General features: G+C 69.3%; 24 protein-coding genes, 1 tRNA gene, 1 pseudogene and 2 riboswitches. Of the genes and pseudogenes, 5 read left to right on the forward strand and 21 right to left on the reverse strand.

Going from position 1 to position 26,218, the window contains the following annotated elements; genetic code table 11:
- Window positions 1–13 precede the first annotated feature (13 nt).
- The 3 genes from gcvH to ACK4TH_RS08760 all read right to left on the reverse strand — a co-directional run bounded on the left by gcvH (window position 14) and on the right by ACK4TH_RS08760 (window position 3,595).
- Window positions 14–379, reverse strand: coding sequence for a glycine cleavage system protein GcvH (gene gcvH, locus ACK4TH_RS08750; RefSeq protein WP_409625196.1), 366 nt, complete (start codon window positions 377–379; stop codon window positions 14–16).
- 34 nt (window positions 380–413) lie between these two features.
- The gene (gene gcvT, locus ACK4TH_RS08755) at window positions 414–1,556 is read right to left on the reverse strand and encodes a glycine cleavage system aminomethyltransferase GcvT (protein WP_409625199.1); all 1,143 of its coding nucleotides are present in this window, start codon (window positions 1,554–1,556) and stop codon (window positions 414–416) included.
- A gap of 46 nt (window positions 1,557–1,602) precedes the next feature.
- Window positions 1,603–1,737, reverse strand: a riboswitch (glycine riboswitch).
- 8 nt (window positions 1,738–1,745) lie between these two features.
- A riboswitch (glycine riboswitch) is annotated at window positions 1,746–1,856 on the reverse strand.
- A gap of 23 nt (window positions 1,857–1,879) precedes the next feature.
- On the reverse strand, window positions 1,880–3,595 hold the full coding sequence (locus tag ACK4TH_RS08760) for an electron transfer flavoprotein-ubiquinone oxidoreductase (protein WP_409625202.1): 1,716 nt from the start codon (window positions 3,593–3,595) through the stop codon (window positions 1,880–1,882).
- A gap of 104 nt (window positions 3,596–3,699) precedes the next feature.
- Between ACK4TH_RS08760 and ACK4TH_RS08765 the strand changes: the two genes are divergently transcribed.
- On the forward strand, window positions 3,700–4,128 hold the full coding sequence (locus ACK4TH_RS08765; RefSeq protein ID WP_409625264.1) for an acyl-CoA thioesterase: 429 nt from the start codon (window positions 3,700–3,702) through the stop codon (window positions 4,126–4,128).
- A 55-nt stretch (window positions 4,129–4,183) separates the two neighbouring features.
- Here ACK4TH_RS08765 and ACK4TH_RS08770 read toward each other — a convergent pair whose 3' ends face one another.
- The 3 genes from ACK4TH_RS08770 to hemH are packed head-to-tail and all read right to left on the reverse strand — an operon-like array spanning window position 4,184 to window position 6,395.
- On the reverse strand, window positions 4,184–4,771 hold the full coding sequence (locus ACK4TH_RS08770; protein WP_409625204.1) for a peroxidase-related enzyme: 588 nt from the start codon (window positions 4,769–4,771) through the stop codon (window positions 4,184–4,186).
- Between the two features lie 30 nt (window positions 4,772–4,801).
- Window positions 4,802–5,275: an RNA-binding S4 domain-containing protein gene (locus tag ACK4TH_RS08775; RefSeq protein WP_409625207.1), complete on the reverse strand. Its 474-nt coding sequence runs from the start codon at window positions 5,273–5,275 to the stop codon at window positions 4,802–4,804.
- A 28-nt stretch (window positions 5,276–5,303) separates the two neighbouring features.
- Entirely contained in the window at window positions 5,304–6,395 is a 1,092-nt protein-coding gene (gene hemH / locus ACK4TH_RS08780; protein ID WP_409625210.1) for a ferrochelatase, read from the reverse strand.
- On the opposite strand from hemH, the gene ACK4TH_RS08785 reads away from it, so the two are divergent.
- Both ACK4TH_RS08785 and ACK4TH_RS08790 read left to right on the forward strand, forming a co-directional pair.
- On the forward strand, window positions 6,394–7,194 hold the full coding sequence (locus ACK4TH_RS08785) for an HAD-IA family hydrolase (protein ID WP_409625213.1): 801 nt from the start codon (window positions 6,394–6,396) through the stop codon (window positions 7,192–7,194). The two genes, hemH and ACK4TH_RS08785, sit on opposite strands and share 2 nt — an antisense overlap.
- Before the next feature lie 44 nt (window positions 7,195–7,238).
- Entirely contained in the window at window positions 7,239–7,904 is a 666-nt protein-coding gene (locus ACK4TH_RS08790) for a glutathione S-transferase family protein (protein WP_409625216.1), read from the forward strand.
- Here the strand turns inward: ACK4TH_RS08790 and hpnE are convergent.
- Genes hpnE through hpnC form a run of 3 tightly spaced genes read right to left on the reverse strand, consistent with a single transcriptional unit; the run spans window position 7,873 to window position 11,065 of the window.
- Window positions 7,873–9,264 carry a hydroxysqualene dehydroxylase HpnE gene (gene hpnE, locus ACK4TH_RS08795; RefSeq protein ID WP_409625219.1) on the reverse strand — a complete coding sequence of 464 codons (1,392 nt, stop codon included), beginning with the start codon at window positions 9,262–9,264 and terminating at the stop codon, window positions 7,873–7,875. The genes ACK4TH_RS08790 and hpnE overlap by 32 nt on opposite strands.
- Window positions 9,265–9,269: 5 nt before the next feature.
- Entirely contained in the window at window positions 9,270–10,154 is an 885-nt protein-coding gene (hpnD, locus tag ACK4TH_RS08800) for a presqualene diphosphate synthase HpnD (protein WP_409625222.1), read from the reverse strand.
- A complete protein-coding gene (hpnC, locus tag ACK4TH_RS08805; protein ID WP_409625225.1) occupies window positions 10,151–11,065 on the reverse strand; it encodes a squalene synthase HpnC in 915 nt (304 codons plus the stop codon). Before hpnC ends, hpnD begins: the two co-directional genes overlap by 4 nt.
- A 193-nt stretch (window positions 11,066–11,258) precedes the next feature.
- On the opposite strand from hpnC, the gene ACK4TH_RS08810 reads away from it, so the two are divergent.
- Window positions 11,259–12,227 carry a GGDEF domain-containing protein gene (locus tag ACK4TH_RS08810; protein ID WP_409625228.1) on the forward strand — a complete coding sequence of 323 codons (969 nt, stop codon included), beginning with the start codon at window positions 11,259–11,261 and terminating at the stop codon, window positions 12,225–12,227.
- Window positions 12,228–12,305: 78 nt separating this feature from the next.
- Window positions 12,306–12,392 (forward strand) — tRNA-Leu (locus tag ACK4TH_RS08815).
- Between the two features lie 168 nt (window positions 12,393–12,560).
- On the opposite strand, the pseudogene ACK4TH_RS08820 reads toward ACK4TH_RS08815, so the two are convergent.
- The 12 genes and pseudogenes from ACK4TH_RS08820 to ACK4TH_RS08875 all read right to left on the reverse strand — a co-directional run.
- Window positions 12,561–12,710, reverse strand: a pseudogene (locus tag ACK4TH_RS08820) (nitroreductase family protein); the annotation flags it as partial.
- Window positions 12,656–13,048: a nitroreductase family protein gene (locus ACK4TH_RS08825; protein ID WP_409625230.1), complete on the reverse strand. Its 393-nt coding sequence runs from the start codon at window positions 13,046–13,048 to the stop codon at window positions 12,656–12,658. The gene ACK4TH_RS08825 and the pseudogene ACK4TH_RS08820, both read right to left, overlap by 55 nt.
- Window positions 13,049–13,066: 18 nt before the next feature.
- Window positions 13,067–13,543, reverse strand: a complete 477-nt coding sequence (locus ACK4TH_RS08830) for a sirohydrochlorin chelatase (RefSeq protein ID WP_409625233.1) — start codon at window positions 13,541–13,543, stop codon at window positions 13,067–13,069.
- 18 nt (window positions 13,544–13,561) lie between these two features.
- Complete coding sequence (gene cobA / locus ACK4TH_RS08835) at window positions 13,562–14,368, reverse strand: uroporphyrinogen-III C-methyltransferase (protein WP_409625236.1); 807 nt, start codon at window positions 14,366–14,368, stop codon at window positions 13,562–13,564.
- On the reverse strand, window positions 14,365–15,348 hold the full coding sequence (gene ybiB / locus ACK4TH_RS08840) for a DNA-binding protein YbiB (protein WP_409625239.1): 984 nt from the start codon (window positions 15,346–15,348) through the stop codon (window positions 14,365–14,367). The genes cobA and ybiB overlap by 4 nt, the downstream gene beginning before the upstream one ends.
- Window positions 15,345–18,338 carry a molybdopterin-dependent oxidoreductase gene (locus ACK4TH_RS08845; RefSeq protein ID WP_409625242.1) on the reverse strand — a complete coding sequence of 998 codons (2,994 nt, stop codon included), beginning with the start codon at window positions 18,336–18,338 and terminating at the stop codon, window positions 15,345–15,347. Before ACK4TH_RS08845 ends, ybiB begins: the two co-directional genes overlap by 4 nt.
- A 17-nt stretch (window positions 18,339–18,355) precedes the next feature.
- Window positions 18,356–18,811, reverse strand: a complete 456-nt coding sequence (gene nirD, locus ACK4TH_RS08850; protein WP_409625244.1) for a nitrite reductase small subunit NirD — start codon at window positions 18,809–18,811, stop codon at window positions 18,356–18,358.
- Entirely contained in the window at window positions 18,808–21,360 is a 2,553-nt protein-coding gene (nirB, locus tag ACK4TH_RS08855) for a nitrite reductase large subunit NirB (protein ID WP_409625247.1), read from the reverse strand. Before nirB ends, nirD begins: the two co-directional genes overlap by 4 nt.
- 2 nt (window positions 21,361–21,362) lie before the next feature.
- The gene (locus tag ACK4TH_RS08860; RefSeq protein WP_409625250.1) at window positions 21,363–22,172 is read right to left on the reverse strand and encodes an ABC transporter ATP-binding protein; all 810 of its coding nucleotides are present in this window, start codon (window positions 22,170–22,172) and stop codon (window positions 21,363–21,365) included.
- The gene (gene ntrB, locus ACK4TH_RS08865; protein WP_409625252.1) at window positions 22,169–23,098 is read right to left on the reverse strand and encodes a nitrate ABC transporter permease; all 930 of its coding nucleotides are present in this window, start codon (window positions 23,096–23,098) and stop codon (window positions 22,169–22,171) included. Before ntrB ends, ACK4TH_RS08860 begins: the two co-directional genes overlap by 4 nt.
- 16 nt (window positions 23,099–23,114) lie before the next feature.
- The gene (locus ACK4TH_RS08870; protein WP_409625255.1) at window positions 23,115–24,431 is read right to left on the reverse strand and encodes a CmpA/NrtA family ABC transporter substrate-binding protein; all 1,317 of its coding nucleotides are present in this window, start codon (window positions 24,429–24,431) and stop codon (window positions 23,115–23,117) included.
- Between the two features lie 299 nt (window positions 24,432–24,730).
- On the reverse strand, window positions 24,731–26,008 hold the full coding sequence (locus ACK4TH_RS08875; protein ID WP_409625258.1) for a nitrate- and nitrite sensing domain-containing protein: 1,278 nt from the start codon (window positions 26,006–26,008) through the stop codon (window positions 24,731–24,733).
- Window positions 26,009–26,218: the final 210 nt, after the last annotated feature.

Raw genomic sequence — 26,218 nt, forward strand, 5'->3', positions numbered from 1 at the left:
GGCGCCGCTCCGCTCACTGGGTCAGTTGGCCGTAGGCCGTCTCGTCGAGCAGGGTGTCGACCTCGGCCGGGGCGCTCAAGCGCACCTTGAAAAACCAGCCGGCGCCCAGCGGGTCGCTGTTGGCCAGCGAGGGGTCCGCGCGCAGCGCCTCGTTGACCTCGACCACTTCGCCGCTGACGGGCATGTACACATCGGCCGCGGCCTTGACGGATTCGACGACGCCCGCGACGTCCTTTTGCGCCAGGGTCTTGCCCACCTCGGGCAGTTCCACAAACACCACATCGCCCAGCGCGTCCTGGGCGTGGTGGGTGATGCCGACGGTGGCAATGTCGCCTTCGACGCGGATCCATTCGTGGTCGGGGGTGTACTTCAGGGTCATGGCAGGCTCCTGGGGATCAAGGGGGGAAAACGGGTCAGCCGCGGTGGTAGCGGGGGGGCAGGAAAGGCAGGGCGACGACTTCTATCGGCACCGGCTTGCCGCGCACCACAGCCTGCAGCCGGGTGCCGGCGGCGGCGTGTTCGCGGGTCACATAGCCCATGGCGATCGGGCGGTCCAGCGTCGGCGACAGCAGGCCGCTGGTCACCTGGCCGACGGGGGTGCCATCGGGGGTTTGTAGCGGTGCCGGCTCGCGCACGGGCACGCGCTCCAGTGCCTGCAGGCCGACGCGCATGCGCGCCACGGGCTGTGTGCCGTCCAATTGCGCCAGCACGCGCGCCGCGCCGGGAAACCCCCCCTCGCGCGCGCCGCCGCTGCGGCGCACTTTCTGGATGGCCCAGGTCAGCGCGGCCTCCGCCGGCGTGGTGCCGGTGTCGATGTCGTTGCCGTACAGGCACAGGCCGGCTTCCAGCCGCAGGGAGTTGCGGGCCCCCAGACCGATGGGCTGGACTTCCGGCTGGGCCAGCAGCGCCTGGGCGAAGACCGTCGCCGCCTCGCCGGGCAGCGAGATTTCGAAGCCGTCCTCTCCCGTGTAGCCGCTGCGGGTGACGTACAGCGGCACCCCTTGCCAGTCGAACGCCCCACCCGTCATGAACACCAGGCTCTCCACGCCCGGCAGCAGGCGGGCGAGGGCCGTGACGGCCTGCGGGCCCTGCAGCGCCAACAGGGCCTGCTGGGGCAGGGGTTCCACCCGGCAGCGCTGGCCGATGCGGGCCTGAATGTGGGCGATGTCAGCCTGCTTGCACGCGCCATTGACCACGAGGAACAGGTCGCCACCGTTGGCCCAGTCACGGTTGACGAACATCAGGTCGTCTAGGATGCCGCCGTCGTCGGCCAGCAGCAGCCCGTAGCGCTGGCGGTGCGCAGCCAGTCCGATCACGTCCATGGGGATCAGGCTTTCCAGCGCAGCGGCGGCCTCTGGGCCGACCAGGCGCAGTTGACCCATGTGCGACACGTCGAACAGGCCGGCCGCCTGGCGTGTGTGCTGGTGTTCGCGGATCAGGCCCGCCGGGTACTGCACCGGCATGTGGTAGCCGGCAAACGGCACCATGCGCGCACCGAGTGCGAGGTGCAGATCGTACAGCGGGGTCTTTAGCAGGGTGTCGGCAGCGGCGGACATGGAACGGTTCCAAACAGGTGGTCAAGCCGGCGCCTAAGGGCGCCGGGGCACACCTGCTGTCCGCTTTACCTGAGAGATTCACGCGCCGACGCCGCCCGTGCGGTGGTGGGCCCGCTTGCTCCTTCGGTGGACGGCGCCGGGCACGCGGCCGGGGGCGACGCCTCTCTCCAGCAGGCAAGCACCCCGCGGGGTGCTGCATCAGTCCTTTTGCCTGAGCGTTCGGCGGGGGCCTGCGCCTTCGGCGGCCGCTGGGCGGAACCCGTGGGGGTGTCCGGGCTGGCTCTCTCCTGACTCGCGAATTGTAGCCGCAGCGCGGCGGTGCATCACATGCCGGCGTAGTTGGGCCCGCCGCCGCCTTCGGGCGTGACCCAGACGATGTTCTGCGTCGGGTCCTTGATGTCGCAGGTCTTGCAGTGCACGCAGTTCTGCGCGTTGATGACGAGCTGCGGCGCGCCGTCCTTCTCGACGAATTCGTACACGCCGGCCGGGCAGTAGCGGCTCTCCGGCCCGCCGTAGACCGCGAGGTTGACCGCCACCGGCACCGCGGCGTCCTTCAGCGTCAGGTGCGCGGGCTGGTTTTCCTCGTGGTTGGTGTTGGAGAGGAAGACGCTGGAGAGCCGGTCGAAGGTCAGCACCCCGTCCGGCTTGGGGTAGCGGATTGGCTCGACCTGGCTGGCCGCATGCAGGCGCGCATGGTCGGGCGCGTGGCGGTGCACGGTCCACGGCGGGCTCTTGACGCCCAGACGGGGCAGCAGCCAGTGCTCGATGCCGGTCATCAGCGCGCCGATCGTGTTGCCCTTCTTGAACCAGGTCTTGAAGTTGCGCGCACGGTGCAATTCTTCGTAGAGCCAGCTCTGCTCGAACGCCGCGGGGTAGGCCGCCAGCTCGTCGTGCGCGCGGCCGGCGCGCAGCGCCTCGAAGGCCGCCTCGGCGCACAGCATGCCGGTCTTGATGGCCGCGTGGCTGCCCTTGATGCGCGCGGCGTTGAGGTAGCCGGCGTCGCAGCCCACCAGCGCCCCGCCGGGGAAGACGGTCTTCGGCAGGCTCAGCAGCCCGCCAGCGGTGATGGCGCGCGCGCCGTAGCCGATGCGCTTGCCACCTTCCAGATGGGCGCGGATCGCCGGGTGGGTCTTCCAGCGCTGCATCTCTTCGAACGGGCTCAGCCAAGGGTTCTGGTAGTCCAGCCCGACGACGAAGCCGAGCGTGACCTTGTTGCCCTCCATGTGGTAGAGGAAGCCGCCGCCGTAGGTGTGCTCATCCAGCGGCCAGCCGGCGGTGTGCACGACGAGCCCCGGCTTGGCCTTCTCGGGCGGGATTTCCCACAGCTCCTTGATGCCGATGCCGTAGGTCTGCGGGTCGCGGCCCTCGTCGAGCCGAAAGCGCGCGATCAGCTCCTTGCCCAGGTGACCGCGCGCCCCCTCGGCGAACACGGTGTATTTGGCGCGCAGCTCCATGCCGAGCTGGAAGGCGTCGGTGGGCTGCCCATCCTTGCCCAGGCCCATGTGGCCGGTGGCCACGCCGACCACGCGGCCCTGCTCGTCGTAGAGCACCTCGGCGGCGGTGAAACCGGGGAAGATTTCCACGCCCAGCGCCTCGGCCTGCTCGGCCAGCCATTTGGTCACGGCCCCCAGGCTGATGACGTAGTTGCCCTCGTTGTGAAAGCAGTCGGGCATCAGCCAGCGCGGGGTGCGCATGGCCCCTTCGGCCTGCAGGAACAGCACTTCGTCCCCGCTGACGGGCTGGTTCAGCGGCGCGCCGCGCTCCTTCCAGTCGGGAAAGAGCTCGGTGAGCGCGCGCGGGTCCATCACCGCGCCCGACAGGATGTGCGCGCCCGGCTCCGAGCCTTTTTCCAGCACGCAGACCGACACCTCCGCCCCCTGGGCGGCGGACAATTGCTTGAGCCGGATCGCGGTGGCCAGCCCCGCCGGGCCGGCACCGACCACGACGACGTCGTACTCCATGGCCTCGCGGGGGCCGAACTGCTCGATCAGATGCGCCGGGGTTTTCATGGCGTTGGGGTCTTCCTCGGGGGTGGCCATTCGCCGGGTGCGTGGCGCACCGGCGTCATTGTCGAATGCGCGACGGATTGTAGTGGCGCCTGCCGTACTATCGCTGTCAAGCCACCGACACGATGGACCCCGCGATGCGACTCGATCTGCCCGCCGACAAACGCCTTGTCCACACCATGACGATCCCGATCCGCTGGGGCGACATGGATGCCATGGGGCATGTCAACAACACGATCTACTTCCGCTACATGGAGATCGCGCGGCTGCAGTGGATGGGCGAGTGGGGCATGCCGGCCAACCCGCAGGGCCAGGGGCCGGTGATCGTCAACGCGTTTTGCAACTTTCTGCGCCAGCTGGAGTACCCAGGCGAGGTGATCGTGCGCAGCTACGTCGGGGCCCTGGGGCAGCGCTCGTTCGACATGTTCCACGAGATGCTGCGCACCGACGGCGGCGACACCGTCTACGCCAACGGTGGCGCCACCGTGGTGTGGGTGGACTTTCCGGCGCAGCGCTCGCTGCCGTTGCCCGAGGCGCTGCGCGCACGGCTGGCTGCCGGCGCTTGAGGCCGGGCGCACCGACCGGGGCTGCCTGACCGTCGGCCGAGGCGCACGGCCGCGGTCACTTGGTCTTCGGCAGACGTCCCATCAGGTAGAACTCGGGGTTGGGTTCCATGCCGCTGAACGAGGCCATGCGGTTGGACAGGCCAAAGAAGGCCGTGATGGCGGCGATGTCCCAGATGTCCTCGTCATCGAGGCCATGGGCGTGCAGCGCGGAGAAGTCGGCCTCCTCGACCTCGTGCGCGCGCTGGCACACCTTCATGGCAAAGTCCAGGATCGCGCGCTGGCGCGGCGTAATGTCGGCCTTGCGGTAGTTGACGGCCACCTGGTCGGCCAGCAGGGGCTTTTTCTCGTAGATGCGCAGGATGGCGCCGTGCGCCACCACGCAGTACAGGCACTGGTTGGCGGCGCTGGTGGCCACGACGATCATTTCGCGCTCGCCCTTGGTCAGGTTGGAGGAGCGCCCGACCGTCTCCGGCATCATCAGCGCGTCGTGGTAGGCAAAGAAAGCCCGCCACTCCGCCGGACGGCGGGCGAACATCAAAAAGACATTGGGCACGAAGCCGGCTTTCTCTTGCACCTCCAGGATGCGGGCGCGGATGTCTTCGGGCACGTCGGCCAGATCGGGCAGGGGGTAGCGGGTGGTCATCGGGGGTCTCCTCCGGAGGGGGTTTCGGGGTCAATCGTCCAGGGATGCGCTCCAGCGCGCGTTCCAGTCGCGGCGCCCGGGGGCTGCGCGCCATGCTTCGATGCGGCGGCGGTCGCGTTTGGTGGGGCGGCCTTGCGTGAGGGTGGCCGCAGGCTCCGGCGCCAGGCGGCGCAGCTCCGCGTACCGCTCGCGCGTGGCGATCGATTCGGCGGTTTCCTCGTACAGCAGCGCGGCCTGGGGGGCCGGGCCGCGCACGGTGCTCAGCCCCCGCACGACCACGGTGCGGACGACGTCGCCTGTGCGCATCTGGATGACATCGCCCACGCGCGGTTCGCGGCTGGCCTTGGCCACCGTGCCGTTGACGAGCACGCGGCCGCGTTCGATGGTCTCGGCCGCCAGAGCGCGGGTTTTGTAAAAGCGCGCCGCCCACAGCCACTTGTCCAGGCGGATGCGGCCAGGCTCCTCGGCGGCGTCGGCTCGGTTGGGGCGCGGTGTGCGGCTCATCACCGCGGATGGTAGCGCGCCGCGCGGTTCACATCGTCGCCCCGAGCGCCCGCGCGCGCTGGCGCGTGGCCTCGGCGGCGACCTCGTCGTGCGGCGTGCGCGTCGGCCAGCCGGCCAGGTGCCGCTCGGCCAGATCTGCCAGCGCCCGCAGCCAGCCCAGGTCGTCGTTCAGGCACGGGATGTAATGGAACGCGCGCCCGCCGGCCGACAGGAAGGCCGCGCGCGCCTCCTGGTCGATTTCCTCCAGCGTCTCGATGCAATCGGCGGTAAAGCCCGGGCACACCACGTCGACGCGGCCCACGCCCTGGCGCGCGAGTGCCACCAGCGTCGGTTCGGTGTAGGGCTGCAGCCACTTCGCCCGGCCGAAGCGCGACTGGAACGTCACGACCGCCTGCTCGGGCGGCAGCTCCAGCGCCTCGGCCAGCAGCCGGGCGGTCTTGTGGCATTCGCAGTGATAAGGGTCGCCCAGCTGCAGCGTGCGCGCCGGCATGCCGTGAAAGCTCAGCACCAGCCGCTCGGGCCGCCCATGCTCGGCCCAGTGGGCGCGCACGCGCGCGGCCAGCGCCGCGATGTAGCCAGCGTCGTCGTGGTAGTGGTTGACGAAGCGCAGCTCCGGCACCCAGCGCCGCGTGCCGGCCCAGCGCCACACCTCGTCGAAGGCGCTGGCGGTGGTGGCGGCGCAATACTGAGGGTAGGCCGGCAGGATCAGGAGGCGCGTGCAGCCGGCGGCCTTGAGCGCATCCAGCTCGCGTGCGATGGCCGGCTCGCCGTAGCGCATCGCCCAGCGCACCGTCACGTGGTGACCGCGCTCGCCCAGCAGTCCCTGCAGCAGCGTGGCCTGGCGCTCGGTCCACACCTTCAGCGGCGAGCCCTGCGGCGTCCAGATGGTGGCGTACTTGGCGGCCGACTTGCGCGGTCGCACGTTCAGGATGATGCCGTGCAGGATCGGCCACCACAGCGCGCGCGGCAGCTCCACCACGCGCGGATCGCTGAGGAACTGGCCCAGGTAGCGCCGCAGCGCCGCCGGGGTCGGTGCCTCGGGCGTGCCGAGGTTGATCCACAGGATGCCGGTCCGCGCAGGCTGGCCGTGCGTGTAGGTGGGTTCGGGGAGCATGTGCATGGTGGTATTCTGGCGCACGATGATCGACGCCGCCGGCCTGCGGGCCTTGACCCTGGATCTGGACGACACGCTGTGGCCGATGCGGCCCACCATCGAGCGCGCCGAGGCTGCGCTGCAGGCGTGGCTGGAGGCGCACGCGCCGGCCACCGCCGCGCGGCTGCGCGACCGTGCCTGGGCACGCGCGGTGCGCGCCGGTGTGCAGCGCGACCACCCGGACCGCCACCACGACCTGACCTTCCTGCGCCGCGAGGCGATCCGCGTGGCGCTGCGCGCAAGCGGTGACGACCCGGCGCTGGCCGAGCCGGCGTTCGAGGTGTTCTACGCCGAGCGCCAGCGCGTCGAGCTGTTCGCGGACGCGCGCCCGGCGCTGGAGCGGCTGGCGGCCCGCTGGCCGCTGGTGGCCGTCTCCAACGGCAACGCCGACGTGCGCCGTGTCGGTCTGGGCGACTACTTTGTCGCCCACGTCGGCGCGCGCGAGGCGGGTGTTGCCAAGCCGCACCCCGGCATCTACCGGGCGGCGCTGGCGGCGGCGGGCGTGGCGCCGCAGGCCGCGCTGCATGTCGGCGACGATCCGCTGCTGGACGTGGTCGGCGCGCGCCGCGCGGGGCTGGCCGCCGTGTGGGTCAACCGACACGGCCACGACTGGGAGGCCGCCGTGCGGCCGAAGGACTGCGGCTGCGGCGGCGGGGACCTGGCGCGCGCCCTGCACGCCGGGGGCGTGCAGCCGCAGCCGCACGAGCGCCCGCACGCGCAGGTGGCGCATCTGCTGGAATTGTGTGAACGGCTCGGCCTCGCCTGAGGCGCGGGGCCGCCAAGGCAATGAGCATCAAGGAGCATGAACCGATGGCGCTGACGATCTACGGCATCTTTGCCTCGCGCGCGGTGCGGCCGCTGTGGGCCGCGCAGGAGCTGGGCGTGCCCTACACCCACGTGCCGACGCCGTATCAGGGCGGCGCCACGCGCACGCCGGACTTTCTGGCGCTCAACCCCAACGGCCACATCCCGGTGCTGGTCGACGAGCGGCCCGAGGGGCGCGTGGTGGTGTGGGAATCGATGGCCTGCGCGCTGTACCTGGCGCGGCATTACGGCAAGGGCGACGGCAGCGACCTTGCGCCGGTCGGCCCCGCGGAGGACGCCGAGGCGCTGCGCTGGGCATTCTGGGCCGTCACCGAGCTCGAGGCCGACGCGCTGTGCGTGCTGATGCACCGCCTGGGCCTGCCGCCCGAGCGGCGCGACGCGGACAAACTGGCCGCCGCCGAGCGGCGCCTGCGCGTGCCGCTGAAAGTGCTGGAGGATCATTTGAGTGTCCGCGCCGCGCAGGGGCATGACCACCTGGCCGCGGCGCGCTTCACCATCGCCGACCTGTGCGTGGCGTGCGTGGCCAACTGGGCGCGCCCGTCGCAGGAGCTGATGCACGCCTTTCCGCGCGTGCACGACTGGCTGCAGCGCTGCCACGCCCGGCCCGCCTACCAAGCGCTCAAGGCGGCGGCGAAGGGGCAGCAGGGGTGAGCGCGGCCGCCGCCGCCAGCCCGCTGCGCACGGCGCCTTCCAGTGTGGCGGGGTAGGGCCCCGCGACGTAGTCGCCGGCGGCGATCAGTCCGTCGGCGATGCGCGCAGCGGGCCGGCGCAGGCCCGGTGTGCAGGCGAAGGTGGCGCGCTTTTCCACCACGGTTTGCCGTACCGTGCCGCCGTGCAGTCCCAGCGCCGATGCCGCCTGCACCCGAACGGCTTCGGTCAGGGCCAACCGATCGGACGCCAGGGGGGGCGCGCTGGCCACGAAGGCGAGGCCATCCCGTCCGTCCATGGGTGCCGCCCGGCGAAACACGAACTGCGCAGGCCCCCCGCGGCCATCGGCACGCAGCGCCAGCATCGGTGTGGCGGCCGGCCAATGCCAACCGGTGGGCGGGTCCAGATAGACCGTGGCGATCGGCGTATGCGTCAACGCCCGTGCCTGTTCTATCCACAGGGCAACCCCGTCCGGCCCCTCCCCCGCAGGGCCGCGCACGGTAGCCAGCAGCCGTGCCGCTTCCCACGCTGGGCAGGCCAGAATCACGGCGGTCGATTCGACGACCCGGCCACTGCCCAAGGTGATGCGCCACCCGCGGCGGTCGGGCGCGCGGGCGAGCGCGATCGCACGGGCACCGGTCAGCACGTGTGCCCCGGCCCGGCGCAGCGCGGCCGTGGCGGGGTCGGGCAGCAGCTGCCCGAGGTCCACCCGGGGAATCAGCAGGTCGCTGGGCGCGAACGGCGGCACCGCTTCCCCCAGCAGCGCATCGCGCAGCACACGCAGAAACACCGCCCCGCTTGCCTGCGCCATCGGGGTGTTGAGGGCGGCGACGCACAGCGGCTCGATCAGCTCGGCCACCACCCGCGGTGGCAGCCCGGCGCACAGGTCCGCCACCGCGGCGGTCGCCGCACAGGCGAAGCCATGGCGCTGCCAGCGGGCGGCGGCGCGCAGCATCGCCCACCGCTCACCCACGGACCAACCCCGCACGGACAGCAGGGCGGCGCCCAAGCCCCAGGGGGCCAGCCGCCCCGGCAGGCGGTCCGCCCAGCGGGGCAGCGCAAGCCCGCTGCCGTCGGGGTAGGGTAAGGCCAGCGGCATGCGTTGCAGGACAGCCTCCAGGTCCACCCCCAGGCGGCGCATCAGGCGCAGGGTGGCGGTGTACGCGCCGATCAGGATGTGCTGGCCGTTGTCCAAGGCGGCGCCGTTGCCATGCCGGTCATCGGGGGGCAATCGGCGCGCCCGTCCGCCCCAATGGGGTGCGGCTTCCAGCACCGTCACGCGCCAGCCGGCATCGGAGGCGGCCACGGCGGCGGCCAGACCCGCCCAGCCCCCGCCGATGACCGTGAGTGTGCGCGGTGCCACCGTGTTCAAAACCGCCCCAGGGCTTGTACCTTCCACGCCAGCCAGAATTTGCGCAGCGGCGTCAGCCCGACCCGCTGGGTCAGCACCAGCGCGGGCTCCCGCGCGATCTCGCGCAGCAGCGTTCGGTAGATGCTGGCCATCATCAGCCCCGGTTTTTGCGCACGCCGATCCGCGCTGGGCAACAGGGCAATCGCTTCGTCGTAGGTGGCCAGTGCGCGTTCGATCTGGAAGGTCATCAGCGCCGCAAACCGCTGCGGGAACGACGGCTCGGCCCCCAAGCCCCGTTTGAGCAGCTCGTGCGCCTTGACGTCGAAGCGCTGCAGCTCCTGGATCGGCAAATAGATGCGGCCGCGCAGCGCATCCTCGCCCACGTCGCGGATGATGTTGGTGAGCTGAAATGCCAGCCCCAGCCGGTGCGCATAGGCGGTGGTTTGCGGATCGGTCTGGCCAAAGATGCGGGCCGCCACCTCGCCCACCACCCCGGCCACCAAGTGGCAGTAGCGCTGCAATCCCGGGTAGTCGAGATAGCGGCTTTGCTGCAAATCCATCTCGCAGCCGTCGATGATCTGCAGCAATGGCTCCACCGTCAGGCCGTACGGCTCGATGTGCGGGCGCAACGCCACCAGGGCGGGATGCTCAGGTGGTACACCGGCGCCAAAGGTGCGCAGCACCTGCTGGCGCCACCAGCCCAGCTTGGCCTGCGCCACGCCGGGGTCGCTCACCTCGTCGACCACGTCGTCGATCTCGCGGCAGAACGCGTAAAACGCCGTGATCGCTGCCCGCCGCGCCGGTGGCAAAAACAAAAAGGCGTAATAAAAGCTGCTGCCGGAGGCGGCAGCCCGCTGCTGGGCGTAGGCCTGGGCCTGCTGCAGGGGGTCGGTGGCGTTCATGGCCCCTCCGCGTCACGGGTCAGCCGCACCCGGTCCCCTGCTGGCTCTGCCGGGGGGCGGTGCCCAACGGCGCGGGCCAGCAGCATCGGCCAGTCGCGGCCACGCAGGCGGGGGCGGTGGGTGAGGGTGCGGCCACCCATCGCTTCGATGCGTTCCAGCACGCGCAGCCCTCCCTGCACGACCAGCCGCAACTCCCAGCCAAAGCGCCCGCGCAGGCGAGCGGGCAGCCCCCAGCCCTGCCGCAGCAGCGCACGCGCCCGGTGGCAGCCGTCCAGCACGATGGGGGCGAGCGCCGCTTCCGGCAGCGCGCGCACATCCCCCTGTGTTGGCAGTCCGTGTGCCTGCAGGGCGGCGTCCGTCAGATAGCAGCGCCCCCGCGCCAGATCCTGCCCCAGGTCCTGCCAAAAATTGATGAGTTGCAGGGCGGTGCAGATGGCATCGCTTTCACGCTCGGCTTCGTCGCCGCGCACACCCGCCAAATGCAGCAGCAGGCGCCCGATCGGGTTGGCGGAACGGGCGCAATAGGCCAACAACTCCGCCTCGTCGCGGTAGCGCCGACCCTCGGCGCTCCAGCGCACATCCTGCTCGAACGCATCCAGCAGCGCCTCCAAGGGGGGCAGCGGCAGATCGTGGCGCCGCCGTGCATCGGCCAACCCGGCCAGCATGGGCGCCCATGCCGGGGGCATCGCCAGTGGTGGCTGCCCGCCGTTCCACATGGTCCGCAGTGCCTGGCGCAAGGAGGCCAATGCCGTCAATCGGTCCGGTGCCGCTGCGTCCCCTTCGTCGGCCAGATCGTCCGCCGTGCGGGCAAAGCGGTAGATCGCCACCACCGCCGAACGCCAGCGCCCCGGGCACAGGATGGATGCGACGGGAAAGTTCTCGTAATGATCGATACCGGAAGCCAGCGCCATGTCGCGATGTTGCCACAGCGCCGTGCTGGCCCGATGTTGTCTGGCGATCGATGGGTGTTACGATTAGATATTCAGGGTTTTCAATCCCCCTCACAACAACACCCACAAACAAGCCGGACGGGGAGCCATGCGTCAGGTTTTGCAACATCTTGAGCAACTCGCGCGTCTGACGCGCGGGAAAGATCGCGACAGCATGGACGCCACGCTGGTGGAGGTGTTGCTGCCCTTGCTCGAGGCGCGCAGCGTTGCGCTCTGGGAGGCCCTGCCCGACGATGGGCGCGACCGACTGTTGACCCGTGCGCGGCTGGAGCGGGGCATGGCCGTGCCCCAATCGTCCGCCCCGTGGGTTTTATTGGCCGAGCTGCCGTTGGTGGACGACGATCCCGTGCGGGCTCAGACTTGGCGCGCCCGTCAGACGCGCGTCATTGGCGGGGATGGGGAAGCCCGCCTAATGGTGCCGGTGATTACCGAATCCGAGCGCCGCTTGCTCATCGAAGCGGTGCTGGACCGCGCTCCGAACACCTACTCGATCCGCGTGGCGGAAGGAATGGCGCGGATTTTCGAGAACTTCATCAACCTGCTCGACTCCAGCGAGCGCGACACCCTGACCGGGCTGCTCAACCGCAAGTCGTTCGACGACACGTTTTTCAAGGCCACGCAGCGCGACCCCGCCCCGACGGATGCGCCGGGTGAGCAGCGCCGCTGCCACGGGCCGTACTGGCTGGCCGTGGTCGATGTGGATCACTTCAAATCGGTCAACGACCGCTACGGTCATTTGATCGGTGACGAGGTGCTGCTGCTGATCGCGCGCATCCTGCGCAGCACCTTCCGGCACGACGATCGGCTGTACCGTTTTGGCGGCGAGGAATTCGTGGCACTGGTGCGCGCCTGTGATCCCCAGGGCGCTGCTGCGGCCTTCGAACGCCTGCGCCGCAACGTCGAGGACTACCCCTTCCCGCAGGTGGGGCGCATCACGGTCAGCATCGGCTACACGGTGCTGCGGGAGCACGACACCCCATCGGACGCGTTCGAGCGTGCCGACCGCGCCGTCTACCTGGCCAAGGCCGAGGGACGCAACGCCGTGCGGTGTTTCGAAACCGCCGTCCAGGTTGGCGAGCCCTCGCCACAGCGCGGTGCGGAACGCGACGTCGAGCTGTTCTGACCCTCCGCGCGCCGAGGACGGGGCGGGGCCCGGCTACAATCGGCGCTCGTCGGTGCGGGCGTTGTTCGGCCCGCCTGCGCGCGGGTGGCGAAATTGGTAGACGCACCAGGTTTAGGTCCTGACGGTGGCGACACCGTGGGGGTTCGAGTCCCCCCCCGCGCACCATATCATTATTGTCATACTGTTATCAAAAAATCGATCTTCAGGCGTCCACGTCGACAACAGTAGCGAGGGTGCCGGTCGGCGACGCGGACGGCCCACTTCGTGGACGGTTCCGACGTTGACGAAGCACACCGGCAGGTCGCTGCTGCCCAGCGCAAAAGCCTGGCGAAGCACGGTGGATCCGAGCGCCTTGCCACTGCTCAGCGCCGATCCGTAGCCCATTGCGGTGGCCATGAGCAGGACGTTCTGCACGGCGCAGCCAGCACTTATGAGGCACTCATGGACGGGGACATCGGGGTCGCGTGGGCCGGCGTCGACCACCAGCAGCCACAGCAGTGGGGCCGCTGTGCTTTCTCGCGTGCCCGGGCGAGCTCCTCTTCGAGCGCCCCGGGGTCGCGTTCCCGCAGCGCCTCGGCAAAAACCTCACCGAGCATCGCTCGGGCCGAGGCTGGTATTTCGATGAAGCGCCAGGGGACGAGCTGGCGATGATCGGGGGCGGCGGCCGCGGCAGCCAAAAGCTGCTCGATCTGGTCAGGGGTCGGTCCAGGGGCCACGAGCCGTTTGGGCAGAACGGTTCTGCGCTCGGTGATCCATTGCAGCGCCCAGGCGGCTTCATCGGGATGCCCTGCCGGTGTCGGGGTGATCGGGGCTGTGGCCATGTCCGGGGCTCGGCAGGGTCACAGATGGGACGTGGGTCGCCCCAGACCTGGGTGCATCCTGGAGCCGTCGGTGTCGCCCGATGAAGCGAGAGGCGCGTGGGTGTCCAGGTGGTCGACAGCGATGGCAGCCAGCTTCTCGATCAGCCGGGCGTCGTCCCCGACGGCCGGTGCCAGTTGCCACGTGACCTGTGGGTAAGCGTGGCGCAGCGCTTCGATCTGGTGGGGAACATCGCGCCTGACGTGGCCGCCCGTGCCGAGGAAGAGCGGCAGCACCACGATCTGTCGGCATCCGTCGCAGGCGAGCCGATGGCCGGCCTCCGCCAGACCCGGGGCCATGAACTCGAGGAACGCGAGCTGAACCGCTACGCCCGGACGTGCGGTCCCCACGATCTGGGCGACTCGCTCGAAAGGCGTGGCCCAAGCGGGGTCGCGGGCACCATGCGCCAGCAGAATCAAGCCGTCGCAGCCCGCCGGGGTCGGCAATCCGTCAGACATGGGATGCCATCGTACCGCTCAGGCCGCGCGCCGCGTGGTCCCTTGGCTGGCCTCTTGTTCCTCGGCATGGGCCAAGGCGGCAAGGGCCTGCAACACGTCACCGATGATGATGACGGAGGGACTGCCCAAGCCTTGCGACACGAGGGTTTCGGTCAGCTGCCCCAACGTGGTGAGGGCAACCCGTTGGCTGGCCAGCGTCGCGTGCTGCACCACGGCTGCCGCAGTGACGCCGGGCAGTGCGCCAAGAAGGCCAGCCTGAATGTCCGCGGCGCGGGCGATGCCCATGTAGACGACCAGGGTCAGCTTGAGCGCGGCAGCTGCTCGTCCAAGGAGTGCCCAGTCGGGTTCAGGCTCGCCGGGGGCGCCGTGGCCGGTGATGAAGACGACCCCGTGCGCCAGCCGGCGATGCGTCAGGGCCGTCTGCAGCGCCGTGGCCGCCGCCAACCCGGCGGTGATGCCGTTGACCACCTCCACCTCCAGACCGGCTGCCCGCAGCTGCTCGATTTCCTCGCCGCCTCGCCCGAACACGAAGGGATCCCCTCCCTTGAGGCGCACCACCCGGAGCCCGCGACGGGCCTGCTCAATCATGAGCCGGTCGATGAACGCTTGGGGGGTCGACACGCACCCGCCACGCTTGCCGACGCGGATCACGCGCGCGTCCGGCCGGGCGTGCACCAGGACCTCGTCGTTGACCAGATCGTCCATGAGGATGACGTCGGCCGCCGCGATGGCCCGCACGGCCTTCAGCGTCAGCAGGTCCGGGTCGCCGGGGCCGGCTCCCACCAAGGTGACCGGCCAACGCGTACGGGGCTGGGATGCTTTCATGGAGTGAGCTCCTCGATCGAGTGCGCCCGGGCGGCGCGGAGTGGGTCCTCGGGGTCCGCTCGGCGGGCCAGCAGCGCAAGGATCCATTCGACCTGTTGCCGCAGGGGGGCGGGGCAAGGGGTGACGTCAGCCAGCAGGCGCAAGGTGTAATCGACCGTGGCACCAAGATTGCGTCCGTCCGGCAGCTCGGGGACCTGCGAGAGGCTGCCGGTTTCGGGCTCGCACAACAGCCGGTGACGGCCGCCCTCGAAGGCGTCGATGCGCGGCAGGCGGCGCGGATCGGCGACTGGCTCGCCTTCGGTGCCGCGCAGCAGCATGGCCCAGCAGCCAAGCATGCGCAGCACCGCGGCGGTGATGTGCAGGTATTCCGGATGCGTGTAGCTGCTGACCAGAAGCGCCCCGTCCACGGGTTGCATCAGCTTGACGAGGCTGTGGGCCGTGTTGCGCAAGCCAAGGACGCCGCGCGCGTCCAGCACACGCTGCAGGCCGGGCAACAGCTGCCCAGTGGCGAGCCAGACGACCCCGGGGCGGTCGGCCACGGCCTCGGGCGACACCGGAAATTCGATGTCCGCGCCGTGCTCCGCGACGGCGTGCAGCACGGCATGCGATGTGAGCCGTCCGCCGGGATCATCCGTCTGGCCGTGAACGATGACGCGGCAGCCCCGCCGCGCCAGCATCAAGGCCAACAGTGGCGTCAGGACGGGCAAGCGCCGCGCGCCGTTATAACTCGGCAGCACCACGGTGGGCGTGACGCCGCGCGGCACATGCCGAATCGTGGCATGGATGGCATCGAGAAAGCCGGCCAGTTCCTGCGGCGTCTCGCCCTTGACGCGCATCGCGACGCAGAAGGCCCCGAGCTCGAGGTCCGTCACACGGCCGTACAGCAGGTCGGTCATCAGGCCGCGCGCCTGGTCGCGCGTGAGCGAGCGTGCCCCGTCGCGGCCGCGCGCGATTTCCCGCAGATGGGCTGAGATGCTCATCGAAGCGCTCCCTCGGCCTCGGTGCCGGCAACGGCCGTCGATGGAGAGGGGGAGTGGGCACGCAGCAGGCGCCTGAGCTGCGGCAGGCACGATCCGCATTGCGTGCCGCAACCCAAGGCTTGTTGCAGACCGCGCAGCCGCTGCGCTTCATCGCCATGGCGCCCACGCAGATCCGCCACGATGGCCTCTTCGCTGACGCCCAGACACTGACAGACGGTGGGCGACGACGCCGGTGCTGCGCCGGTGGGAGGGATGCGCAGATCCATCAGCAGCATCAAGGTGGGGATCACGACCGGCTCACGCCGACGCAGCAAGGCATCCATCCATCCGGCGGATTGGCATCGTCCGCTGAGCAAGAAGCCCGTGAGCAAGCGCCCCTCGTCGCCATGTGATGGGTTTGACCAGCGCAGACGGCGGTGGAAACGACGGGGCGCATCGTCCAGCCCGACGACGTCGGGGCCGTCGAGCTCCAGTTCCTGACAGAGCTGGATCAGCCAGTCGCTATCCACGGGCGCGCGTTCGGCTGCGGCTTTGAAGAGAAGGCCGTCCGTCATCGCGTCGTCCGGCACCGAGTCATCTGATGGGACCGTGGCGGTCGAGGCCCCGAACGGCACGCACACGGCGTAGTCGAAGCGGGTCAGCAGGTTGCGCAACGCCGCCTGCGCGCGCAGGGTTTTATCCGGTGGCAGCCAGGCCATCGCATGCAGGCGCCAGCCGAGCCGGGCCGGCTCGATCCGCACGGCGGCGTGTTTCAGCTCCGGCTGACGCGAACGCGGGCAGACGGCCGGCAGCGTCAGACCGTTGATTCCGTGTGCCGGGGCCGTGGAGGAAGAGGACGGGCCGCCGAGGTACTCGCCCCCCCAGTGCATCGGCACGAAGCATTGGCGTCGCTGGACTTCGTCCGACGGCAGGGCCGGCAGCACCACACGCCCCCGGCGGCTCTCGAGACGGACCAGATCCCCGGCTTGCAGCCCCTCCTCGCGCAGGTCGTCGGAATGCATCCAGACGGCCGGCTCCCCCACGTGTCCGAACAACCGGCCGACCGTGGCGGTGCGGGTCATGCCGTGCCATTGGTCGCGCAGCCGCCCGGTCAGCAGCGCGTAGGGGTAGCGTTGGCAGCGGTCTTCGGCCACCGGTTCGTAAGGAAACGCGGCAAAGCGGGCTCTCCCATCCTGTGTCGGGAACCGTCCGTCGGTGTACAAGCGCGGCAGTCCGCTAGCAGCCGTTTCGGGGCAGGGCCACTGTTGCGGTGTCTGCTCCAGCCGGGCATAGCTCAGGCCGGTGATGTCCAGGTCACGGCCGCGTGTGCTTTCGCGGTGCTCGTTCCAGATTTCTTCGGGCGAGCGGTAGGGAAACAGGGAAGACGTCGAGTGCGCCGGCAGCTGAGCCTGCAGGCGGCGCCCGACTTCCGCGGCGATGCGCCAATCGGGCCACGGGCCCTCTCCGGTGGGGCTGCGCGGGGGGCTGACGGCAGCACGCACCCGGCTGATGCGCCGCTCGCTGTTGGTGACCGTGCCTTCCTTCTCACCCCAGGTGGCCGCGGGCAACAGCACATCGGCCCACTGGCAGGTGGCCGCCGTCTGATAGGCCTCCTGCACGATGACCAGCTCAGCCCGACGGAGTGCCTGGCGTACCGTGGCCTGGTCGGGCATCGACTGGGCCGGATTGGTGCAGGCGATCCACAGCGCCTTGATCTGCCCGCGGGCGGCGGCTTCGAACATTTCCACCGCCGTCAGGCCTGGACGATCCGGCAGCGCGGCATCGGGCAGCAGCCCCCACAGCCGGGCCATGTCGCGGCGATGGGCGGCATCGGTCAGGTCACGGTGGGCGCTGAACAGGGTGGCCATGGCGCCAACCTCGCGCCCACCCATGGCGTTGGGCTGACCGGTCAGGGACAGCGGCCCCGCCCCTGGCCGACCGATCTGCCCGCACGCCAGGTGCAGATTGATCAGGCTGGCGTTCTTGGCCGTGCCGCTGGTGGACTGGTTCAGCCCTTGGCAGTAAAGGCTGAGCGTGCGCTGGCGCTGGTCGCGGGGGAGGGGCTTGCCGGCGGGCCAATCATGCGGGACGCCGGCCAGCCAGCGAGCGGCCGTGATCAGATCGGCAACGGCAATGGCGCACACTTGGGCAACCGCCTCGGGGGTGTAGTCCCGCACCAGCTCCCGCAGCTCGGCGTACCCGTGGGTGTGTCGCTCGATGTATTCCCGATCCACCCAGCCCTGGGCTTCCATCACGTGCAGCAGGCCGTGGAACAGCATCACGTCGGTGCCGGGCTGCAGCGCCAGATGCAGATCGGCCAGACTGCAGGTGTCGGTGCGGCGCGGGTCGACGACGATGACCCGCATCTGCGGCCGGCGTGCCTTGGCCTGCTCCAGACGGCGAAACAGGATCGGGTGCGCCCAAGCGGTGTTGCTGCCGGCAATCAGCACGCAGTCGGCGTGGTCCAGATCCTCGTAACAGGCCGGCGGGGCGTCCGCGCCCAAAGTCAGCTTGTAGCCGACGACCGCGCTGCTCATGCACAGGCGTGAGTTGCTGTCCAGGTGCGGGGTGCCGATCAGCCCGCGGGCCAGCTTGTGAAAGACGTAGTAGTCCTCGGTGAGCAGCTGGCCGCTGACATAAAAGCCCACAGCCTCGGGACCCTCGCGCTGGATGAGGGCAGCCAGACGATCGGCGACATGCTGCAGGGCCTGGTTCCAGCTGACCGGCTCGGCCGCCGCGTTTCGGTGGGGGCGCAGCATCGGCTGCAGCAGTCGGGTGGCCTGCTGGCGTTGCGGATGGGCTGTCCAGTGCAGCGTCGAGCCCTTGGTGCAAAGCCGGCCGAAGTTGGCCGGATGCTGTGGGTCGCCGCGCACGCCGACGATGCGATCGCCGCGGCTTTCGATCAGTACTCCGCAACCCACGCCACAGTAAGGGCAGGTCGAGCGTGTCACCCGTGTTTCGCCGGTCGGGGCCGATGGCGTCGGGGCTGGCGAGTCATGGGGGGTCGGCATGGCGGATCCGCGGGGCTTCATTCAGCGTTGACAGGGGAGGCCGGGCAGGCAGGTGAGCGTACGGTGCCTGCACAGCGGCCCGGACCCGCGACCGGTCGAGTAAGGTCCACAGCGTGGTGAGCGAGCTCGTCGGCGCGCAGCCAGATTTCGCCGCCCGTGACCCGGACCTGAAAGGTCGGCGTGCAGCCCTCGTCCGGAGCCGCCGCCTGGCCATCGGCCAGGCCGATCGTCCAGTTGTGCAGCGGGCAGGCCACCCGCTGATCGAACACGATGCCTTGGCTCAGCGGACCGCCGCGGTGCGGGCAGCGATCCAGCAGGGCGAAGATACGATCCCCCGCCGTGCGAAAGACCGCCACGTCCAGGCCTCGCGAGCGCGCCACGCGACGCGCGCCAAGCGCAGGAATGTCTTCGATGCGGCAGATACGGACCCATCCGGCCTCATCAGGCGACGGGTTGCAGCTGGGCGCGTTCATGCAGAAACTCCTTCCTCGGGCAAGCGATCCACGCTTCCATCCGGTTCCACTTGGGCGACTGGCTGAAACTGGCGTTCGTCGACCTGGGCGCGCACCCTTTCATGCCAGGGATCGGGCTCCTCACGCAGCGCGTCCTGCAGCCTGGCCCACAGTGCGCGGCGTCCCTCCTCGTCCTGCACGATGCGCCGCTTGACGTAGTCCAGCCCGACGCGGGCGACGAAGTGGCAGGTCCGCTCCAGATACCACCCTTCCTGCCGGTACAGCTCCAGAAACGCCCCGGCGTGCTCGAGCACCTCCTCGGCGCTGCGGACTTTGACCAGAAACTGGGCCACCTCCGTCTTGATGCCGCCGTTGCCCGCGACATAGATTTCCCACCCGGACTCGACCCCCACCACCCCGACGTCCTTGATGCCCGCCTCGGCGCAGTTGCGCGGACAGCCGCTGACGGCCAGCTTGACCTTGTGGGGGGCGTACATGCGCCACAGGGCGCGCTCCAGCTCTTTGCCCAGGCGCGTGCTGTCCTGGGTGCCGAAACGGCACCATTCGCTGCCCACGCAGGTCTTGACGGTGCGCAGCGCCTTGGCGTAGGCATGACCGCTGGGCATGCCGAGGTCGCGCCAGACGTGGACCAGGTCCTCCTTGCGCACGCCCAGCAGATCGATGCGCTGACCGCCAGTGATCTTGACGGTCGGGATCCGGTACTTCTCGACGACGTCGGCGATGCGGCGCAGCTCGGCCGCGCTGGTCTCGCCGCCCCACATGCGTGGGACCACGCTGTAGGTGCCGTCCTTCTGGATGTTGGCGTGGCTGCGTTCGTTGATGAAGCGGCTCTGGGGGTCGTCGCGCGCTTCACCTGGCCAAGTGCTGATGAGGTAGTAGTTGACCGCTGGCCGGCAGGTGGCGCAGCCGTTGGGGGTCTTCCAGCCCAGGTGGCTGAACACGTCGGCGATGCGCAGCAGCCGCTGTCCATCCGCCAGCGGCGTGCGGATCGCCTGACGCAATTCCTCGTGGCTGAGCTCGGTACAGCCGCACACCGGTTTCTTCTTCGGTGTGGCCTCGTAGTGGCCGCCCGCCACGGACATCAGGATCTGTTCCACCAGCCCGGTGCATGAGCCGCACGAGGCGCTGGCCTTGGTGTGGCGGCGCACTTCCTCCAGCGTGAACAGCCCCTTGCTGCGGATGGCCTGGCAGATCGTGCCCTTGCGAACGCCGTTGCAGCCACAGATTTCGGTGTCGTCCGGCAGGGAGGCGGCGTGCTGCTGGCCTTGGTGCCCACCGTCGCCGAGGTGCCGCTCGCCAAAGAGGAGCCGATCACGAATCGGCTCGACGTCCTGCCCCTCGCGCATGAGACGCAGGTACCACGACCCGTCCGCAGTGTCGCCGTACAGGCAGGCGCCGACCAGTCGGCCCCGCTGGATGACCAGCTTCTTGTACACACCGGCCTGCGGGTCGCTCAACACGATTTCCTCGCAGTCCGCATCCTCGGCGCGGCCACTGGAGGCCCCCATGAAATGGCCGGCCGAGAAGAGGTCGATGCCGGTGACCTTCAGCTTCGTCGAGACGAGCGAGCCGCCATAGCGCGCGATGCCGAATTCGGCCAGATGGTTGGCCAGCACCTTGGCCTGCTCGAACAAGGGGGCCACCAGTCCGTAGCTCACTCCGCGGTGATTGACGCATTCGCCGACGGCGTAGATGCGCGGATCGGTAACGGTCTGCATCGTGTCGGTGACGACGACGCCGCGCTGGCAGTGCAGGCCCGCACGCTCGGCCAGCTCCGTGTTGGGACGAATGCCGACGGCCATCACCACCAGTTCGGCGGGAAGCGTCGTGCCATCCTTCAGGCGCACCGCAGCGACGCGCCCGTCGGCGCCCGGCAGCAGCGCTTCGGTATGCGCCTGCAGCAGGAAGCGCAGCCCGCGCTGCTCGAGGGCGCGCTGCAGCAACCCGGCCGCCACCGGATCCAGCTGGCGCTCCAGCAGCCACGGCGCCACGTGCACCACCGTGACCTCCATGCCGCGCTTGGCCAGCCCGTTGGCGGCCTCCAGGCCCAGCAGACCGCCGCCGATGACCACCGCATGCCGGTGGCGCTGCGCGGCTTCGATCATGGCCAGCGTGTCGGCGATGTCGCGGTACGCGAGCACGCCCGGCAGCTCGCGTCCCGGAATCGGCAGCATGAACGGCGTCGAACCGGTCGCCAGGATCAGCCGGTCGTAAGGCACCTCGATGTCGGTGCCGTCGGCCCGGCGGCCACGCACCCGGCGGCGGGCTCGGTCGATGTCGGTGGCGGTGCAACCCGCATGCAGCGTGATGCCGTGCTGCCGGTACCAGTCCCAGTCGTTGAGGACGATGTCCTGCAGCGTCTGCTCCCCGGCCAGCACCGGTGAGAGCAGGATCCGGTTGTAGTTCGGGTGCGGCTCGGCGCCCAGGACGGTGATGTCATACCGATCCGGGGCCAGTTGCAGCAGCTCCTCCAGCGACCGCACGCCGGCCATGCCGTTGCCGATCATGACGAGCCGCTGGCGATCACGGGGGTGGGTTCGCATGTCCATGGTCAGGCGGCTTTCTCGACGTGGGTCTGGCGGGTGTAGAGGAAGTCCAGCACGGCCTTGCGGCAGCGCAGGTAGGTTGCGTCCTCGGCCAACTGCAGCCGCTGCCGCGGCCGGGCCAACGGCACCGGCAGCACCTCGCCGATGGTGGCGGCTGGCCCGTTGGTCATCATCACGATCTTGTCGGCCAGCAACACCGCCTCGTCGACGTCATGCGTGACCATCACCACCGTGCTGCGGGTGCGTTCGACGATGTCGAGCAGCTCGTCCTGCAGGCGGGCGCGCGTCAACGCATCCAGCGCCCCGAACGGTTCGTCCATCAGCAGCACCTTGGGCTCGATGGCCAGCGCCCGGGCGATCCCCACACGCTGCTTCATGCCGCCACTGATCTCCCCCGGGCGCTTTTGGGCGGCGTGCGCCAGACCGACCAGTTCCAGCGCCGCCGCCGTGCGCTCCCGCAGCTGCGCCTTGGGCTCGTTGGCGCCAAACACCCGCTCGACGCCCAAGTAGACGTTGTCGAAGCAGGTGAGCCACGGCAGCAGGGAGTGGTTCTGAAACACCATGGCGCGGTCCGGCCCCGGCCCGGCGATTTCGCGGCCAGCGCACAGCAGCACGCCCTGGCTCGGCCGGCTCAGCCCCGCAATCAGGTTCAGTAACGTCGATTTGCCGCAGCCGGAGTGGCCGATCAACGTGACGAACTCCCCCTTGGCGATGGTCAGGTTGATGTCGCGCAAGGCAACGAACGGCCCCCGTGGCGTTTTGAATACCTGGCCGACGCCCTGGATCTCGATGTACTTCAGGTCTTGCGGATTCATGCGCGCACCTCGTCGTACGTGAACGCGGCAGCCAGGCGCACCAGCACGGTTTCCAGCGCCAGGCCGACCATGCCGATGACGAAGATCGCCACCAGGATGTGCTGGACGTTGAGGTTGTTCCACTCGTCCCAGACCCAGAAGCCGATGCCGACGCCGCCGGTGAGCATCTCGGCGGCGACGATGACCAGCCACGCAGTGCCCACGCTCAGGCGCACGCCAGTCAGCACGTACGGCAGCGTGGCCGGCAGCAGAATGCGCGTCAGCACCGTCCAGCTGGACAGACCCAGCACCCGGGCTACGTTGAGGTAGTCCTGCGGAACGCGCTGCACGCCCACGGCGGTGTTGATGATCATCGGCCAGATCGAACAGATGAAAATCGTCCAGATGGCAGCTGGATTTGCACTTTTGAAGACCAGCAATCCAATCGGCAGCCACGCCAGCGGGCTGACCGGGCGCAGCAGGGATATGAGCGGGGCGAACATCGCCGACAGCCAGCGCGAGCTGCCCAGCGCAAAGCCCAGTGGGATGCCTACCAGCGCCGCAAGGCCGAAGCCGAGGCCAACGCGCTGCAGGCTGTGCAGGACGTTCCAGCCGATTCCCTGATCGTTCGGGCCGTTCTGGTAAAACGGGTCGCTGAACAAGGCCAAGGCCGCCTCGAAGGTGGATCGCGGGGTCGGAAAGGCACCTCCCTCCCGGGTCAGCAGTGCCCAGATGCCCACCAGCAGAGCCAAGCCGCTGGCGGCGGCCAACGCCCGCGTCAAGGCGGGCGGCCAGACGATGCGGGTGGTGGCGGGGACTGCAGCAGCGGCTGGCTGGTCTTGGGCAGGCAGGCCGGATGGGATGCTGGTGCGAGCGGGCGGGTTGGAGGCGGACGAGGCGGGGGCCGCTTCGTCCGCGTGCGGCATGTGGAAGACGGCGGCAACCATGGCGGGCTCCCTCGGGTCAGGCCTTCATGGCGAAAGCGTCGGCGTAGCGGGCAGGGTCCTTGCCGTCCCACACGACGCCATCGATCAGCTTGCTGCTGCGCAGGTCGGACTTTGGCAGGTTGATCTTGAGCTGGGCGGCGGCCTGGCGGTACAGCTCGGTCTGGTTGATCTCGCGCGCCACCTGCAGGTAGTTCGGGTGCTCCTTGAGCAGTCCCCAGCGCTTGTGCTGGGTCAGGAACCACATGCCATCGGACAGGTACGGATAGTTCACAGCCCCGTCGGCGAAGAACTTCATGTGGTTCGGATCGTCCCAGGTGCGGCCCAGGCCGTTCTGGTAACGCCCGAGGATGCGCTGATTGATCGCATCGACGCTGGTGTTGACGTAGGCCTTGTCGGCGATGGTCTCGGCCATCTTCAGCTTGTTTTGCAGACCGCTGTCGATCCAGCGGCTGGCCTCCAGCACGGCCATGATGACGGCGCGGCAGGTGTTGGGGTTCTGGCGCACGAAGTCGGCAGTCGTCCCCAGCACCTTCTCGGGGTGATCCTTCCAGATGTCCTGCGTGGTGGCGGCCGTGATGCCGATGCCATCCATGATGGCGCGGTGGTTCCAGGGCTCGCCGACGCAGTAGCCATCCATGTTGCCGACCCGCACGTTGGCCACCATCTGCGGGGGCGGCACGGTGATGACCTTGGCGTCGCGCAGCGGATGCACCCCGAGGCTGGCCATCCAGTAGTACAGCCACATCGCGTGCGTGCCGGTCGGGAAGGTCTGCGCGAAGGTGTATTCGCGCTTCTCGGAGGCCATCAGCTTGGCCAGGCTCGGGCCGTCCACGGCACCCTTGTCGGCCAGCTTGCGGCTCAGCGTGATGGCCTGACCGTTGTGGTTCAGGGTCATCAGCACCGCCATGTTGCGCTTCGGTCCGCCGACCCCGAGGTGCACGCCGTAGATCAGGCCATACAGCACATGGGCCATGTCCAGGTCACCGTTGACCAGCTTGTCGCGCACGCCGGCCCACGAGGCTTCCTTGGTCGGGATGATCTTGACGCCGTACTTTTGATCGAAGCCAAGCACGCTGGCCATCACCACGCTGGCGCAGTCGGTCAGCGGGATGAAGCCGATCTTGACTTCCTTCTTCTCGGGCGCGTCCGAACCTGCTGCCCATACCCCCGGGTGCCCCAGGGAACCGAACAGAGTGGCAGCCCCCAGGGCCGCGGTGCGCTGCAGTGCCCGGCGCCGGTCGGGGCGGAGCGGTCCTGCCGGGGATGAGGCGCAGGCGCCGGCGGGATCATCGGCGACGGCGCTTGGCTGAACGGGACGGTGGGCGGTGGTCATGGCATACCTCTTGAAGGGGTGGCAAAAAGCAAACGGCGTCCTTCCACCTCGACCCCACAGGGGTCTTGCGCGAAAGGACGCCGTTGTCCGGTGAGAGCGCGAGGACCGCCATTGGTCGCGCGCCTTGCCGAAGAATCAAGCACGAAGCGTGCCAAGGCTGGCGATGGGATGGATCGACGGCTTTCCCTGTAATGAAGTTTTACGTGGACGGCGGATCCCCCTTCCGCTCCTTGCCCGGGTGCACCGCACAGGTGCGTTCATGCCCCCTTGCGGCGCCTGTTGCGCAACTTTGGCGCCGATCAAGATCGGTCGGTCGGCAGCAGTTCAGCCGTCGACAACAGCGCCTGCGCGACGTCGACGAGACGGCGGCCCTGGTTCATGGCCTGTTGGCGCAGGCGCCGGTGGGCGTCCGCCTCGCTCAGCCCCTGCCGGGCCATCAAAAGACCCTTGGCTCGTTCGATCAGCCTGCGCTCCTGCAGGTTGGCGCGAACCCGCTCGAGCTCGGCCGTGACCTGCTGCAGCTGGCGTGACTGCGCTTCGATGACTTGCAGGACGCACGCGATGGATCCATGGGGCCAGGACGGCGCACGCGCTGCGGGCCCCGCAGCCTCGATCTCAGCGGCAAAAAAGGCGGCTGCATCCCTCCAGGCATCTTCGCTGGATCGAAGGTCCAGGTCCCCGCGGTCCAGTTCTGCCAGCGATCGCTTGGCCAGCTGGAGCTTGTGCTCGCTCAGGGCGCGCAGCTCTTCGACGAGCTGCTCCTCGACCCTGCGCAGTCCGTCCAGGCGTGCCGTGCAGGCGGCAAACCAGGCGGCGCTGCAGCTGGAATCCAGCCGTACGGCGGCCCCAGCCGACAGCAGATGGCGGCGAAAGCGTTCCAACCGCGCCAGTTCCGTCGCCTCGGGCAGACTGGTCAGGGCGTCGGCCAGATCGTTCGAGGTCAGCGTGGTGACCACCTCGATGCTGCGTTGTTGCGCGTCGATGAGGTGCTGCAGGTGCTGCTGCTCGTCGGCTGCAATGGTTCCGCGGGCAAAGGCCAAGGCGCCCGCGGCGCGCTCCTGTCCGGCGAACTCCTTGCCTTGCGCCAAGTGGAACAGCGCCACCAAACAGCGGGAAATGTCCGGGTCTTGAGCCGCATCGGCGGCTTCGAACACCATCGACAACAGGGTCTGGATCAGTCGTATGTATGCCTGGGTCGCCCAACGTGCCGAACAGCGCCGTTGCAGCACTTGCTCGCGCAGCCATGGCAGCGCCTGCAGGCCCTGATGCACCAAGGCGATGTCGGTCAGCAGACGGGCGCGCTGCAGACCCGGGGTGGTCGCGCTCGAGTCGATGGCATCCAGCTCGGCGGCGAAGTCCTTTTGCTCGCGGTCGGTCGTTACCGTCTGCTGGGTCAAAGGGGCCAGCCAGGCGTCGGTCGGGCTGCCCAGATACAGATTGGACAGACCCCGCTCCCGCTGCAGCTGGTGAACCAGGGCGGTGGCCGTATGCAGCAGGCGGCTTGTCTGAACCAGTTGCCTCAGCTCGGCCACCATGGCTTGGCGCGAGGCCCGCAACCATCGCAAAGTCCTGTCCATACAGGCCCTGCAAGCAAGTTGGATGCCGGTCGGCTCCCGCTCCGTGGGAACCTAGATGGGGGCGGGCGACGGTGTCCCCGAAGAAGAGCGAACCGATACGGGGTGCCGAACGGTTCGCGGATACACTCGCCGGGAGCCTGTCAGGAATTTTGTGTTTGAGGCATAGCATGTTGGAAAGGAGCATCTATGCCAAGCAAGAAGAAGCCGGCG

This window comes from Tepidimonas sp., assembly GCF_046292505.1.
In the GTDB taxonomy this organism is placed as follows: Bacteria; Pseudomonadota; Gammaproteobacteria; order Burkholderiales; family Burkholderiaceae_C; genus Tepidimonas.